Origin of the sequence: Paraburkholderia flava (assembly GCF_004359985.1) — a bacterium.
Classification (GTDB): domain Bacteria; phylum Pseudomonadota; class Gammaproteobacteria; order Burkholderiales; family Burkholderiaceae; genus Paraburkholderia; species Paraburkholderia flava.
Window position 1 is genome coordinate 2,127,772 of sequence record NZ_SMRO01000001.1, and the last position, 15,248, is coordinate 2,143,019.

13 protein-coding genes are annotated in these 15,248 nt (G+C 63.4%); 8 read left to right on the top strand and 5 right to left on the bottom strand.

All coding sequences use genetic code 11. The features are described 5' to 3' along the window. Position 1 precedes the first annotated feature (1 nt). Genes E1748_RS09425 through E1748_RS09435 form a run of 3 tightly spaced genes read right to left on the bottom strand, consistent with a single transcriptional unit; the run spans position 2 to position 1,410 of the window. Positions 2–403 (bottom strand): hypothetical protein, encoded by a 402-nt coding sequence (locus tag E1748_RS09425; RefSeq protein WP_133646817.1) that lies wholly within the window; start codon positions 401–403, stop codon positions 2–4. 37 nt (positions 404–440) lie between these two features. Next, on the bottom strand, positions 441–866 hold the full coding sequence (locus tag E1748_RS09430) for a lipocalin-like domain-containing protein (RefSeq protein ID WP_133646818.1): 426 nt from the start codon (positions 864–866) through the stop codon (positions 441–443). Between the two features lie 28 nt (positions 867–894). Next, complete coding sequence (locus E1748_RS09435; RefSeq protein WP_133646819.1) at positions 895–1,410, bottom strand: DUF2867 domain-containing protein; 516 nt, start codon at positions 1,408–1,410, stop codon at positions 895–897. Positions 1,411–1,857: 447 nt separating this feature from the next. Between E1748_RS09435 and E1748_RS09440 the strand changes: the two genes are divergently transcribed. From E1748_RS09440 to E1748_RS09450, 3 genes are all read left to right on the top strand, one after another. Continuing rightward, on the top strand, positions 1,858–2,829 hold the full coding sequence (locus E1748_RS09440; protein ID WP_133646820.1) for an AraC family transcriptional regulator: 972 nt from the start codon (positions 1,858–1,860) through the stop codon (positions 2,827–2,829). Between the two features lie 185 nt (positions 2,830–3,014). Next, positions 3,015–4,238 (top strand): MFS transporter, encoded by a 1,224-nt coding sequence (locus E1748_RS09445; RefSeq protein WP_133646821.1) that lies wholly within the window; start codon positions 3,015–3,017, stop codon positions 4,236–4,238. 294 nt (positions 4,239–4,532) lie between these two features. Next, complete coding sequence (locus tag E1748_RS09450) at positions 4,533–5,522, top strand: aldo/keto reductase (RefSeq protein WP_133646822.1); 990 nt, start codon at positions 4,533–4,535, stop codon at positions 5,520–5,522. Between the two features lie 73 nt (positions 5,523–5,595). On the opposite strand, the gene E1748_RS09455 is transcribed toward E1748_RS09450, so the two are convergent. Together E1748_RS09455 and E1748_RS09460 are read right to left on the bottom strand one after the other, a co-directional pair. Further along, the gene (locus E1748_RS09455) at positions 5,596–6,855 is read right to left on the bottom strand and encodes a Zn-dependent hydrolase (protein ID WP_133646823.1); all 1,260 of its coding nucleotides are present in this window, start codon (positions 6,853–6,855) and stop codon (positions 5,596–5,598) included. Between the two features lie 14 nt (positions 6,856–6,869). Next, positions 6,870–8,255, bottom strand: coding sequence for a dihydroorotase (locus tag E1748_RS09460; protein ID WP_133646824.1), 1,386 nt, complete (start codon positions 8,253–8,255; stop codon positions 6,870–6,872). 122 nt (positions 8,256–8,377) lie between these two features. Between E1748_RS09460 and E1748_RS09465 the strand changes: the two genes are divergently transcribed. The 5 genes from E1748_RS09465 (at position 8,378) to E1748_RS09485 (ending at position 15,222) form a co-directional block, all read left to right on the top strand. Next, positions 8,378–9,268, top strand: a complete 891-nt coding sequence (locus E1748_RS09465) for a LysR family transcriptional regulator (RefSeq protein ID WP_133646825.1) — start codon at positions 8,378–8,380, stop codon at positions 9,266–9,268. Positions 9,269–9,470: 202 nt separating this feature from the next. Continuing rightward, positions 9,471–10,562, top strand: coding sequence for a DUF917 domain-containing protein (locus tag E1748_RS09470; protein ID WP_133646826.1), 1,092 nt, complete (start codon positions 9,471–9,473; stop codon positions 10,560–10,562). 19 nt (positions 10,563–10,581) lie between these two features. Then, positions 10,582–12,222: a urocanate hydratase gene (locus E1748_RS09475; RefSeq protein ID WP_133646827.1), complete on the top strand. Its 1,641-nt coding sequence runs from the start codon at positions 10,582–10,584 to the stop codon at positions 12,220–12,222. Positions 12,223–12,226: 4 nt separating this feature from the next. After that, positions 12,227–13,558: an MFS transporter gene (locus E1748_RS09480; RefSeq protein ID WP_133646828.1), complete on the top strand. Its 1,332-nt coding sequence runs from the start codon at positions 12,227–12,229 to the stop codon at positions 13,556–13,558. A gap of 20 nt (positions 13,559–13,578) precedes the next feature. Next, a complete protein-coding gene (locus tag E1748_RS09485) occupies positions 13,579–15,222 on the top strand; it encodes an HAL/PAL/TAL family ammonia-lyase (protein WP_133646829.1) in 1,644 nt (547 codons plus the stop codon). Positions 15,223–15,248 lie beyond the last annotated feature (26 nt).

The following is a 15,248-nucleotide window of genomic DNA, read 5'->3' on the forward strand; positions in this document are numbered from 1 at the left end:
TTCACCCAAAAGCCCACGCCCATGCCGCGCGAACACGACGCGCACGGTCTTCGAAGAGATACGACGCAACCAGCGCGAGAAGACCCGAAGTAATACCCGTCACGATGTGCTCGATATAAGGAATGCGGTAGCGACTCGCATGCGAGTAGGCGTCGCCCAACATTGTCAGGACACCGACGACCAGCGCGTTGCCGTATCGATTTCCGTAGAGTTTCGACGCGGGTGTGAAAGTCAGCAGCACGGCGAGGAGCCCGGTGAACAGACCTGTCCTGAATGCAATCGACCAGTGGACAAGGCTCATGACATTGCCCCAGCTTCCCTGCATGCAGGTCATGCATGCGCTGGTTGGTTGCCAGAAACGCTGGATAAACAGCCTGAAGCGGCGCTTCCACTCACTCGACATGATCTTTTGCCTCTGCTGCGGCCGATGCTGCTATACGTTACTCGCGTCTAAAACTGAGAATACCTCGTCCCATTGGATTACCGGGTATGAGCAGATTAGGCATCCAGGCCGTCCTGACGTCGAGCGTGTCTCCTTCTAGTGTGTAGAAGCGTTCCTGCTCAGTGCCGTTCCAGGCCTCATGCCCGCATGAGTCAATCTTTGTGATGAATCGGTCCTCCTCTATCCGATACCGTCCCGTATAGGTCATCAGAGTACGGAAAAGCGCGACCAGTTTCTCGTCGGTATTTCCTGGCTCCCGCGCCTGTGCGGTGACCAGCACCATCATTCGCCCATCGGGATGGAAAATCAGGTGCCCGTTGGGGTGGGTGCCCCACGGTTGGGTGCGCTCCCCTGAATCCTGACGCTCAGTCTCAAAAGAAACCAGCTGCCAGCAACCATGGAGCTTGCTGTTGTGCTCAGACATATCTCCTCCTGGAGTTGCAGTATTTCACTTAACCGGCTTGCGCAGACACGTTGTCGTGCCGATTGACCGCCTGCTCGAGCAGCGAGCGCGACAGCAGCTTATGAAACGGCATGATCGCAAACAAATAGATTCTTCCAAGCGGATGGTTGATTTTGACCAGCGTTGAAATCGTCACTTCCGATCCCCTCACACCCGGTTGAATGCCTATCCAGACGCGGAAATCCAGATGCCTGTCGTCACCACCGACGACGACTTCAGTGTTTGTACTGGAGATAATCGGGAACACGTCGATTTTCCCCAGCCCGCGATCTTTGAAGTCCACGCCTGCCTTTAGTCCGAACGGTGCCACGATTTCGTTACGCAAGGCCATCAGACTTCGGACCATGTGCGGCGGATCGGCGAACACGGCGCGCGCGGCCTGTTCGGCGTTGACGTAGGTTCGATCTGCCTGAGCGGAATAACCGTCGGCGAAATCGATGCGCGACAATCCTGACGCACTAATTGCCGCCGCCGGCGTGGGAATCAGCAAGACTTTGTTTGTCATGAGTGCCCCTGGTGAAATTTGCAATGTGAAGGGTGCGGCAATATTGCGGGCTGGATGCGGACCGACTCTAGCCTGCACCACTGCGCCGTAGCCGCCCGGCGACAAAACCTTCCTTGTATTGCTTCAGCGAGCGGCTTCCTGAACATCGCGGTTTGATTAGGCGGCTTTTACCTGCTTCCCAAAATTGTCACCGATTCCAGGCGCGCGGTCGAATGTCCATTCATGGCCGAAAGCGCCTAATTACCGTATTTCACCGTCCGCATCGCTCGACAACCCCCAACCCCCGCCGCACCCACACAAAACTTGCCCGATTCTCCAGAATTCGTGCAGGATTCTTCGAAACATCACAGCGGCGGATCCGGCCCCGCCGGGAAGGATTTATCCTGTGCAACGCCCCGTTGCGCCGCCGTACGGTCCGACGTGGCGGCACTGAACCAAGGAACGAGCATGCGAATCGACGATTTTCTCTCGGACATTGTGCAACCTCCCCGGCCCGCCGACAGCACGGGCGAACTCGAGGCGATGCAGGCAAAGCTGGTCGAGCTGCTGGACCGTCTGACCGGTCCGTACCTCGAAGGCACGACGCAAACGCCGATCCCCGGCGTGTGGATTCACCGGATCGCGCATCCGGGACCGCCGCAGTATCACCTGCAGGTGCCGCTGTTCGCGGTGATTGCGCAGGGCGCGAAGCGGATGTTCGTCGGCGACGAGGTGTACGAGTACGACCGCTTCAACTATTTCGTGTCGACGGTCGAGCTGCCGGTCGCGGGGCAGGTGGTCGTCGCGAACGAGTCGGAGCCGTACCTCGGCATGCGGCTCGACATCGATATGGACGCGGTGCGCGAACTGATCCGCGAGGAGATGGTGCGGCCGACGGATCACAGCGACGCGCCGGTCGCGCTGTCGGTGACGCAGCTCTCGGAGAATGTTCTCGATCCGGTGTTGCGTCTGCTGCGGCTGCTTGAAACGCCGCGGGATATTCCGGTACTCGCGCCGATGATCCAGCGTGAAATCCTCTACCGTCTGCTCGCCAACGGGCAGGGCGCACGGCTGCGTCAGATCGCGCTGCAGGACACGCACACACAGCGCATCTCGCGCGCGATCCAGGTGATGCGCCGCGACTTCGCGCAATCGCTGCGCGTGAACGATCTCGCACGCGATGTCCACATGAGCGTGTCGTCGTTTCATCAGCACTTCAAGGCCGTCACGACGATGAGTCCGCTGCAGTACCAGAAGCAGCTGCGGCTGCATGAAGCGCGGCGCATCATCTTCGAGCGCGATACGGATGTCGCGTTGACCGCGCGGCTCGTCGGGTACGAAAGCGCATCGCAGTTCACGCGCGAATATGGACGGCTGTTCGGCGCGCCGCCGCTGCGCGACCGGCGTCGCTGGTTGACGGAACAGGTCGAGGTCGACTGAGTTTCTTCGCGCGATCGTGCGGGGCCGGTGGGGCGAATGCCGGTTCGGTACGATCGCGGTTTCGTTGTCGTCCGTCACGGATTGACGTCTCCCGCCGCACCCTCCGCGCACCGCCACTTCATACGCAAGCCTTCGGACACCTTTAGAATGCCGGCTTCCGCCATTACGTAACGCAGAGCCAGCACATGCAACAGATTGACGCCGCACGCAGGACAGGCCTGGTATTGTTTGCCCTCGCCGTCGGCGGATTCGCGATCGGCACGACCGAATTCGCGACGATGAGTATCCTGCCGCTATTCGCGGACGGCCTTGGTATCGACGCGCCCACAGCAGGCCACGTGATCAGCGCGTATGCGCTCGGCGTGGTCGTCGGCGCGCCGCTGCTCGCGGTGCTTGGCGCGCGCGTGAACCGCCGTCAGTTGCTGATTCTGCTGATGGCCCTGTTCGCGATCGGCAACGGCCTGAGCGCGCTCGCGCCCAATTACCACTGGATGCTGCTGTTCCGTTTTATCAGCGGTCTGCCGCATGGCGCGTACTTCGGCGTCGCCGCGCTCGTCGCGACGTCGCTGGTGCCGGAGAGCCGTCGCACGGTCGCGGTAGGGCGCATGTTTCTCGGGCTCACGTTCGCGACGATCGTCGGCGTGCCGCTTGCGAACTGGCTCGGCCACGCGATCGGCTGGCGCTGGAGCTTCGGGTTCGCCGCGCTGCTCGGCCTGCTGACGATGACCACCGTACGCTTCTTCGCGCCGTCGACCCCCGCCGCCAAAGACGCGAGCCCGCTGCGCGAACTGAGCGCGCTCGCGCGTCCGCAGGTGTGGCTGACGCTCGGCATCGGTGCGATCGGTTTCGGCGGACTGTTCGCCGTGTATACGTATCTCGCCGACATTCTCGCGTCGGTCACGCATGTATCGGTTGCATCGACGGCGTTGATTCTCAGCGTGTTCGGCGTCGGCCTGACGGCCGGCAATCTGATCGTGCCCGTGTTCGCCGATCGCGCGTTGATGCGCACGGCCGGCTGGCTGCTCGTGTGGAGTGCCGTGACGCTGCTCGTGTTTCCGCTTGCCGCGCACAACGTGTGGGCGGTGACGATCGACGTGTTTCTGATCGGCATCGGCGGCGCGCTCGGCACTGTGTTGCAGACGCGTCTGATGGACGTCGCCGAAGATGCGCAGAGTCTCGCCGCCGCACTCAATCACTCCGCATTCAACACGGCCAATGCACTGGGTCCGTACCTCGGCGGCCTTGCGATCGCAGGCGGCTTCGGATGGACGTCGCCGGGCTGGGTCGGCGCGCTGCTCGCGGTGGCCGGCCTAGGCATCTGGTGGCTGTCGATCGTCGCGCAGCGCCGCAGCGACGATCGCGTACGCACCGTCGAAACCCGCGAATACGCCGAAACCGACGGCGTCTGATTTTTCTCATCCTCCTTCGTCGAGCCCTGGAGAATCGGGCAGGAAACAACGACGATCCGGCTACATCGCCGACCGCTTTCGATAGACCATAAGACCTGTTCCGACGCGCAACTTCACGAAGGTGTTGCGTCGGCGGTTCGGTATCGAAGCCGTGTGCGCCACGAGCCGTACGGCAGAAAGCGGCGGAGGAATCGACAGACCACGCACGACGCCCGCGCATGCCCACAGGCACACGCGCGACGCGCCGACTCGCGTGCGATTCCGACGCGGCACCGTCATCAACTGGAGGATGCGATGAAGCAACGGATTCTAGGTAAAGACCTGAAAGTGTCGGCCATCGGGCTCGGCTGCATGGGCATGACATGGGCGTACGGACAGGCCGGCGAGCGCGGCGCGATGATCAAGCTGATCCGCGATGCAGTCGAAAGCGGCGTGACCTTCTTCGACACGGCCGAAGTGTACGGCCCGCTGACGAACGAAGCACTGCTCGGCGAAGCGCTCGCGCCGGTGCGCGACCGCGTGGTGATCGCGACGAAGTTCGGCTTCGAACTCGATCCGATGGGCGGCCCGTGGCCGGTCGGACTGAACAGCCGGCCCGAGCACATCAAGGCCGTCGCGGATCAATCGCTGCAACGGCTGAAGACCGATCACATCGACGTGTTCTATCAGCATCGCGTGGATCCGCAGGTGCCGATCGAGGACGTGGCCGGCGCGGTCGGCGATCTGATCCGCGCGGGCAAGGTGCGGCATTTCGGTTTGTCGGAGGCGGGCGCGGACACCGTTCGCCGCGCGCATGCGGTGACGCCGGTCACGGTGCTGCAATCCGAATACTCGCTATGGTCGCGCGAGCTGGAGCAGAGCGTGCTTCCGACACTCCGCGAACTGGGCATCGGCCTCGTCGCGTACAGTCCACTCGGTCGCGGTTTTCTGACGGGCGCGGTGACGGCCGACACGTCGTTCGAAGCCAGCGATTTTCGCAACCGGCAGCCGCGTTTCTCGCCGGAGGCGCGCGAAAACAATCTGCGGCTCGTCGATGCGATCTCGGTGATCGCGAAGTCGAAGGGCTGCACGCCGGCGCAGATCGCGCTCGCGTGGACGCTCATCGTGCCGTGGATCGTGCCGATTCCGGGCACACGCCGTCATGAACGGCTCGTCGAGAACATCGGTGCAGCGGACGTGGTGCTCGATGCGGACGATCTGCGCAAGATCGACGACGCGCTGAACACGTTTGGTGTGAAGGGTGGGCGGTATCAGGAAGCGGATCTGGCGTTGACGAACCGGTAATCGGCGCGCGGGTTCGTTGCGGTTTGGTCTGTCGATGCGGGGTCGTTTGCGCGACCCCGCATTCGCTGGATCGTCACAGCCTCGCATCCAGCTCACGAATCGTCTGGTAGAGAACGCGAGTGCCATCGAGCAACTGCTGCGGCTCGATCCATTCCTCGGGGCAGTGACTGCGCCCGTTCAGACACGGGATGAAGATCATGCCGATCGGGCCCGTCGGCGCGACATAGACCGCGTCGTGTCCCGCGCCGCTCGGCAGACGCATGCTCGCGTATCCCAACGCGCCCGCGGCGCGCTCGACAGCATCCATCACAAGCGGCTGGCAGTCCGTCGGTTTCGCGCGACTGACATGTGCAGCGCTGGCCGATACGCGCAATTCGGCGAGATCGGCCGCGACGCTGTGCATCAGGTCTTCGGGAAAACAATCGAGGATGGCATCGCTGTCGCTGCGCACCTCGAGCATCAGTTCGACATGTCCCGGCACCGCGTTCGGCACGTTCGGCGTCATCGCAATCCGACCGATCGTCGCGACCACGTAATGCGGATTGCCGCTCTGTTTCGACGCAAGCCGGTACGCGCCGTCGATCAACCTCGCGGCGCCGACCAGGGCGTCGCGGCGGATGTCCATTGGCGTGGTGCCTGCATGATCGGGTTGTCCCGTCACGGTGATCAGCACCCGCCGAATCCCGACGATATTCGTGACCACGCCGATCGGCAATTGCCGGCTTTCGAGTACCGGCCCCTGCTCGATATGCAACTCGATAAAGGCCGCGGTGCTGTCCGGTTTGCGCAATGCGTGGGTCAGCGCATCGGGGTCGCCGCCGATGCGCCGCAACGCTTGCGCGAGTGTTTCGCCGTCCGCATTTTTCGAAGCCAGCATGCCCGCGTCGAGCCCGCCCGAAAACGCGCGGCTGCCGACGCATGAAATCCCGTAGTCGCTCGGTTCCTCGGACAGAAAATCGATGACCTCGAACGGATGATCGAGCGTGATCCCTTGCTCGTGCAGCGTATGCGCGACCTCGATACCGGCGAGCACGCCGATGATCCCGTCAAAGCGTCCACCGCCCACCACCGTGTCGCAATGCGAGCCGGTCACGATCGGCTTGCTCGCGCGCCCGGAACCTTCGCGCCGGCCGATCAGATTGCCGCCGGCATCCTGCGAAACACGCAAACCGGCCGCCTCGAACTCGCTGCGCAGCCAGACGCGAGCTTCTTCGAACAACGGCGAAAACGCCCGGCGTGTCCACGGAACATCGGGGCGCGTGAGTTGACTGAGACGCTCGACACGCGCGTTCAAACGCTCGGCATTGAGCGGCGGAAAAGGAATGCTGGACATGGCGGCGAATGGGCTCACGAGGCTGCCGGCAACATGCCGGCGCGGTTGAAGGAAGCGGGGCGCAGGAAACGTCCGTCGCCTTTCTGGTTCACGATGCGTGCACCGTCGAACACCTGTTGTCCGCGGCAGTAAGTCGCCGCGACGCGCACGTTGAACTCCATGCCTTCGAACGAACTCCATTGCACGGCGGCGAGGCTATGCGACGGATCGAACGCATAACGTTCGGGCGTGAGAATCGCGATGTCGGCGTCGGCGCCCGTGTCGAACGTGCCTTTGCGATCGTGCAGCAGGAAGTGGCGCGCGGGATTGCGGGCCAGCTGCTTCGCGACCATCGTCGGTGCAATGCCGTGGTTTTCGCAGCCGGTCCAGAACGCGGGCAACAGCGTCTCCAGTCCCGGACCGCCCGATGAATTCCGGAACACGTTTGGATTGCCCTTGCGTTCGAGTCCCCAGCTCACGTGGTCGGACGAGACGAAGGTACACGCGTCGTTGGCGATATGACTCCACAGCAGTTCGGTTTCCGCCTTCGGCCGGATCGGCGGATAGTGCTTGGTTTTCGCGCCGAAGCGCTTCGTATGCTCTTCGTGATTGAGCATCAGATACTGCACGCACGTTTCGATGGTCGCCTGATGCCCTGCGTTGCGATACATCGCGCACAGCTCGAAGCCCCGCGACGTCGACACGTGTACCGCATGAGCCCGCGCACCGGTCTCGGCGCCGATCTCGTAGATCAATGCGGTCGCGAGATTTTCGATCAACGGCGTATGCGCGCGCATGAACGCGTCCCAGCCGGTATCTCCGGCGTCGATCATCCGGCTCACGTTCTTGCGCGTCAGATCCTGCATCTGGTTGTGCACGCCGCACACGAGACCCGACGGCGCGATCAACCGGAATGCCTCGTACAGGTCATCTTCTTCGACGCGCGGAAAACGTCCGGGCGTGGCTTCGAAGGTCGAGAACTTGAACGCGCACACGCCACCGTCTATCAGGCCGGCTGCTGCCTGCAGCCCATGCCGGTCGTTGAGCGTGCCGAACAACGCGACGTCCACATGGCAGTCGCGCTCGACCTCGGCGATCTTCGCCTCCAGTTGCGCACGCGACGCAACCGGTTCGGGGTCGTCATAGGGCATGTCGACCATCACGGTCACGCCGCCCGCCGCCGCCGCACGCGACGCATGCCCCAGACCTTCCTGATTCGCCTGACTGCCGGAATGCACCTGGCCGTCGATCACACCCGGCATCACCCATTGCCCGCGCGCATCGACGAAATCCTTCGCGGCCGGCGGCGGTCCGTCGCCGCGCAGCGCCACGCGACCGTCGCGCACCGCGAGCCAGCCGTCCATCACGACACGTTCCGCGTCGACGATATTGCCGCGCACCACCAGATCGAAATCGCTCATCTTGCCTCCGTCTCCCGCGCGTTCGCGCTTCGGTGTCACCTGAATTCGGGCAAGTGTAGGCAGCGGCATTCCAAAATGTCTTATGCTTATTTATCCGGTCCACATAACATCAGGTTAATCATTTGAGACTGAATCTGCGGCAAATCGAAGTGTTTCGCGCCATCATGCTGACGGGGTCGATCAGCGGCGCGGCCAAGCTCCTGCACGTGTCGCAGCCCGCGGTATCGCGGCTGATTTCCTACGCGGAGCAACGGCTCGGGCTGTCGCTGTTCGAGCGGATCAAGGGGCGGCTTTATCCGACGCCCGAAGCGCGGCGCCTGTTCACCGAAGTGAACGTGGTCTATCAGGGCGTGCAGCGCGTCAACGAAGTGGCCGACGATCTGATCGAAAACCGCATCGGCCATCTGCGCATCGCATGCAGCCCGAACCTCGGGCAGTCGCTGATCCCGCGCGCGATCGCGTTGTTCTATGAGCGCTTTCCGGATGTGCGCATCATCCTGCACACGCTGCTGCCGAACATCCTGCTGCAGGCGGTGTTGACGCAGCAGGTCGACCTGGGCATCGCGTTCATGCAGGAGACGCATCCGAACGTCCAGATCCGCACGATCCACGAAAATCGTATCGTCGCTGCGCTGCCGGTCGGCCATCCTCTCGCGCAACGCGAGACGCTGCATGTACGCGACCTCGTCGATCAGCCGTTCATCGGCTACGGCAGCGATATTCCCTTCGGACAACTGGTGCGCAAGATGTTCGTCGACGCCGACTGCACGCTGCGTATCAAGACCGAAGTCCAGCAGGCTCACGTGGCTTGCGCGCTGGTTCAGGCCGGCGTCGGCATCGCGCTGATCGACGAGCTGACGATCGGTGGTCCGGCGTGGTCGAACATGGTCGTGCGGCCGGTCGAGCCGGCGGTCGCCGCGCCGGTCAGCGTGATTCACGCAGTGCTGGAACCGTTGTCGCGCACGGCGCAGGCGTTCATCGCGACGCTCGAAACGCTGCATACCGAGCTCTGATTGTCGACGCATCCGGCCTATCCGCGTATACCCGCCTCATAACATCGCGTTATGTTCCCGCCATAAAAAAGCAATACCGCGTTAAAAAATTGATTCCCTAGACTCACCCCATTCGATCGCTACACGGCACTGCACCTGGCCCGCAAAACGGCCGGCAGCGTGCGCGGCGTCGAGCACTTCTTAACGAACGATGGGGAAAGACATGGGGCGCATCCTGAATCTGCAGGACGTTGAAGCGGCCGTGAAAGGCGGCTCGGTGTTCGCCTGCGGCGGTGGCGGCTGGGCCGCGCACGGTCGCGAACTGGGGACGCTCGCGGTCACGATCGGTCGCCCCGAACTGGTATCGATCGACGAGCTGGCCGACGACGCATGGATCGCGACCGCTGCTGCGATCGGCGCGCCCGGCGGCCTCACCGAATGGGAGATGCTCGGCGCCGACTACGTGAAGGCCGTGCAGCTCGTGCAGGACGCGCTCGGCGCGTCGATCGCGGGCTTGATCATCGGCCAGAACGGCATGTCGAGCACGCTCAACGGCTGGCTGCCGTCCGCGCTGCTCGGCACCAAAGTCGTCGACGCGGTCGGCGATATCCGCGCGCATCCGACCGGCGACATGGGCTCGCTCGGTCTCGCTTCGAGCCCTCAACCGATGATCCAGGCCGCTGCCGGCGGCAACCGCGCGAAGCATGCGTACATGGAACTCGTGGTGCGCGGCGCGACCGCGAAAGTGTCGCCGGTGCTGCGCAAAGCCTCCGACATGTCCGGTGGATTCATCGCCAGTTGCCGCAATCCTGTGCGCGCTTCCTACGTGCGCCAACACGCGGCGCTCGGCGGCATCAGCCGCGCGCTGGCGCTCGGCGAAGCGATCATCGCGGCGGAATCGAAGGGACCTTCCGCCGTCGTCGACGCGATCTGCAAGGTCACGCAAGGCTCGATCATCGGTAGCGGCAAGGTGGTGCGCAACACGCTGAAGTACACCGACGAAGCGTTCGACGTCGGCGTCGTGGAGATCGGCACCGGCGCGCAGCGCTGTCTGATCCACGTGATGAACGAACACATGGCAGTCGACGATGCACACGGCGTGCGCATCGCCAGTTATCCCGATGTGATTACCACGCTCGATACGGACGGGCGCCCGATCAGCGCCGGCAATCTGAAGGAGGGCATGGAGATTCTGGTGCTCCATGTGCACAAGAAGCAGTTGCCGCTGTCGTCGTCGGTGAGCGATCCCGCCGTCTATCCGCCGGTCGAGAAAGCGCTGGGTATCGACCTGTCCGCGTACGCACTCGCCGACTAAGTTCAAGGAACCACCGAACATGAAACGCGAATTCAACGTCGCTTCCGGTACGACGCTGCGCTGCAAAGGCTGGCGACAGGAAGCATTGCTGCGTCTGCTGGAAAACGTACTGGCCGTGGGCGAGGACCCCGCGCAACTGATCGTCTACGCCGCGCTCGGACGCGCCGCACGCGACTGGCCGTCGCACGATGCGATCGTCCACGCGCTGAAGACCATGACCGAAGATCAGACGCTGGTCGTGCAGTCCGGCAAACCCATTGGCCTGCTGCGCACCCATGCGCGCGCGCCGCTCGTCATCATGGCGAACTGCAACCTGGTCGGCCAGTGGGCGAAGGCGGAGAATTTCTACGACCTCGAACAGAGAAACCTGATCTGCTGGGGCGGACTCACAGCAGGCGACTGGCAATACATCGGCTCGCAAGGGGTGATCCAGGGCACCTATGAAATCTTCTCGCGGATCGCCGAACGGCACTTCGATAACGATCTGCGCGGACGCTTCATCCTGACTGCGGGCATGGGCGGCATGGGCGGCGCGCAACCGCTCGCGGGCCGCATGGCGGGTGCAGCGATCCTGACGGTCGAAGTCGATCAAGAGCGTATCGACAAGCGCATCAAGATCGGCTTTCTGGAGAAGCAGGCCCGCGATCTCGACGAAGCGCTCGCGATGATCCGCGACGCGCAGGCGACGCGGGAGCCGCTGTCGGTCGGCCTGCTCGGCAATGCCGCGGAGATCTACGCGGAGATTCTCGCGCGCGACGTGATCCCGGACATCGTCACCGATCAGACCGCCGCGCACGATCTCGTCTACGGCTACGTGCCGATCGGCCACACGCTCGACCAGGTGCGCGCGCTGCGCACGACCGACATCCCCGCGCTGATGAACGCGAGCCGCGCGTCGATCGTGCGTCATGTGAACGCGATGCTCGGGTTCAAGGATCGCGGCGCGATCGTGTTCGACAACGGCAATCTGATTCGCACGCATGCGAAGGACGGCGGCGTCGAGCGCGCGTTCGAGATTCCGGTGTTTACCGAAGCGTTTCTGCGTCCGTTGTTCTGTCGCGCGATCGGGCCGTTCCGCTGGATCGCGTTGTCGAACGACGCCGACGACATCCGCAAGATCGACGACTACCTGATCGAGCATTTCGCGGACAACGCGATCGTCGTCAACTGGATCCGGCTCGCGCGTCAATACGTGCCGTTCGAAGGTTTGCCCGCGCGCATCGCGTGGCTCGGCCATGGCGAGCGCACCGAACTCGCGCTCGCGGTCAACCGGATGGTGCGCGAAGGCGTGCTCAGCGGGCCGGTGGCCTTCACGCGTGACCATCTCGACGCCGGTGCGATGGCGCATCCGAACATCATGACCGAGAACCTGCGCGACGGCTCGGACGCGATCGCCGACTGGCCGCTGCTCAATGCGATGGTTAACTGCTCGTCGATGGCGGACCTCGTCGCGATTCACTCCGGCGGCGGCGGCTACAGCGGCTATATGACAAGCGCGGGCGTGACCGTGGTCGCGGACGGCACCGCACAGGCCGACGAACGCCTGCAACTGTCGATGACCAACGACACGTCGATGGGCGTGATGCGCTACGCCGATGCAGGCTATCCCGAGGCGCTCGATGAAGCCGAACGCAAGTCTCTTGCCTACATCCGGATCTGATCCCATGTCCCATACGAGCCCCATCGCGGCGAGCGACGCCGCCGATGTTCCAGTCGCGCCCGGTGCGCAGCAGACCGGACGCCGCGCGGTACTGGCCGCGTCCATCGGCAATGCGCTGGAGTGGTACGACTTTTCGGTGTATGCGTTTTTCGCGGTGTATATCGCGCAGAACTTCTTTAGCCACGGCGATGCCGGTGCCGAATTGCTCGAGGCGTTTCTTGCCTTCGGGCTCGGCTTCGTGGTGCGTCCGTTAGGCGCGCTCGTGCTCGGGGTCTACGGCGACCGCGTGGGCCGCAAGGCTGCGTTGACCGTCACGATTCTGGTGATGGCACTGGGTACGGCGATCATCGCGTTTGCCCCGCCTTATACCGCGATTGGGTTCGGCGCGCCGTTGCTGATCGTCTGCGGACGCATGCTGCAAGGCTTCTCTGCCGGCGGCGAAGTGGGTGGGGCGGCCGCGTTCCTGATCGAACATGCGCCGCCGGACAGGAAGGGCAAATACGCGTCGTGGCTGCAGGCGAGCATGGCGATTTCGAACATCCTCGGAGCGTTAGTCGCGACAGCTGTCACGTTGCTGTTGAGCCGCGAGCAGATCGGCGAATGGGGCTGGCGCGTGCCGTTCATCCTCGGACTCGCGATTGCACCGGTCGGCTTGTGGCTGCGCAAAACGCTGCACGAGACGCCGCAGTTCGAAGCGGAAATGGATCGTCAGCATCGTGCGCATCAGGCCGCCAGAACGCCGCTGCTGCAGGTGGTGCGCGACTATCCGCAGGCACTGGCAACCGGCTTTGGCTTCTCGGTGCTGTGGGCGGTGTGCGTGTATGTGTTGATCATCTTCATGCCGATCTACGTGCAGCGCACGCTGCACTTTCCGGGTAAGCAGGCATTCCTCGCGGCGTTGATCGGCAACTGCTTCATGGCGGTGACCTGCGTCTATGCCGGCGCATGGTCCGACCGCTTCGGACGGCGCACGGTGCTGACCTGGGGCGCCGCGTCGATGCTGATCGGCGTCTATCCGTTGCTGGTGTGGCTACAGGCCACGCATACGCTGTTTGCGCTGATCGTGGTTCAGGTGCTGTTCTGCGTGATGGTCGCGCTGTTCACCGGCGTGGCCCCATCCGCGCTGTCCGAGTTGTTCCCCACGCGCGTGCGCTCGACCGGCATGTCGCTTTCGTATAACGCGGCGGTGACGATTTTCGGCGGCTTCGCCCCCGCCATCCTGACGTGGTTGACCGAGAGCACGGGGAATGTCTTCGCGCCCGCGTGGTACGTCATGGCCGCCAGTGTCGTTGCGTTGATCTCCCTCGTATGGCTCCGTCGTCAAGTCGAACTATAAACAAACAAGGATCCCGAATCATGTTGCGACCCATCCGCTGCGCGCTCGTTGTAGCCGCGCTGGCCCATGCCTCTTTCTCATTTGCCGATGTCGTGCTCGACGGTCATTCCGCCACGCCGGAAATCATCGCCCGTATCGCCGACGGCGAAACCATCAGCGTTGCGCCGGTGGCGATGAAGCGCGTCGAAGCTGCGCATGCGGTGCTGCTGGAAGCCGCGCAGGCCGGCCAGCAGATCTACGGACTGACGACCGGCGTCGGCGAGAACAAGGATCGCTCGATGGTCGACGCGAAGGGCAAACTGACGCAGGAAATCATCGATGCGTCGGGGCGCTTCAACGTCGGTCTGATTCACGCGCATTCGGGCAGTGTCGGCCCTGACATGGACGTGCGTACCGCACGCGCCGCGATGGCAGCCCGTCTGAACGCGATGCTCAACGGCGGTGCCGGTGTGCAAACCAGCATCGTCGATACCTATGTGCAGTTCCTGAATCGCGGCGTGACGCCGGCGATGCCGTCGGGCGGTTCGCTCGGCGAGGCGGACATCACGATTCTGAGTCACGTCGGTCTCGCGATGCTCGGTGAAGGCGACGTTTACTACCAGGGTCGCAAGATTCCTGCGTCCGAAGCACTCGCCTCTACCGGTATCAAACCGATCCAGCCGTACGGCAAGGACGCGCTCGCGATCCTGAGTTCGAACGCGTATTCGGCGGGAATGGCGGCGCTGGCGCTCAACGACATGGGCCGCCTGCTGAAGGTGTCGAAGCTGGTCTACGCATTGAGTCTGCAGGCGTTCAACGGCAATGTGTCGCCGTTGCTGCAGGACACGCTCGCGTTGCGCCCGTTCCCGGCGACCGTGCGAGCGGGTGACGAACTGCGCACACTGCTGGCCGGCAGCAGCATCTGGAATCGCGACGACAAGCGTGCGCTGCAGGATCCGTTGAGCTATCGCGACGGGGTGTATCTGATCGGCGAAGAAGAGCGCGCATATGCGAGCGCGCAGGCACTGCTCGCGATCCAGCTCAATTCGTCCGATGACAACCCCGGCGTCGCGGTGAACGTCAAGGCGCACTCGGCGCGCTGGCAGGATCGCCACGGTTATGTCGATGCGAACGGCGTGACCGGCGCGGTGCTGCCGAGCGCGAACTTCGAACCGCTGCCGTGGGTGCTGTCGTTCGAAGAACTGGGACTGGTGCTCGGGCATAACTCGCTCGCGTCGGCGCAGCGCATCATCAAGCTGAACGATCCGGTACGCAGCGGCCTGTCGCGCTTCCTCGGCACGGCACAGACCGTGCACGCGTTCGGCGCGATGGAAAAGCCGCCGGTGGCGCTCGCCGAAGAGAACAAGGAACTCGCGATGCCGGTGTCGATGGACTATCTGCCGGTTGCCGGCGATATCGAGGACATCGCGACCAACGCGCCGCGCGTGGTCGAACGCGTGCAGCAGCAGATCGACAACAGTTTTACGCTGCTGGGTATCGAGTTGATTCATGCGAGTCAAGCCGTCGATCTGCGCAGGCAACAACAACCCGACTTCACGCTTTCGCCGGCTACCATGAGTCTCTACACCGCGCTGCGCGGCAAGGTTGCGTTCCTGGAGCGTGACCGGCCGCTCACGCCGGATTTCCGTGCAGCTGCCGCGCTGCTGCATACGTATCCCGGCTGATGCGCGTCGATAGCCATTCATTCGGG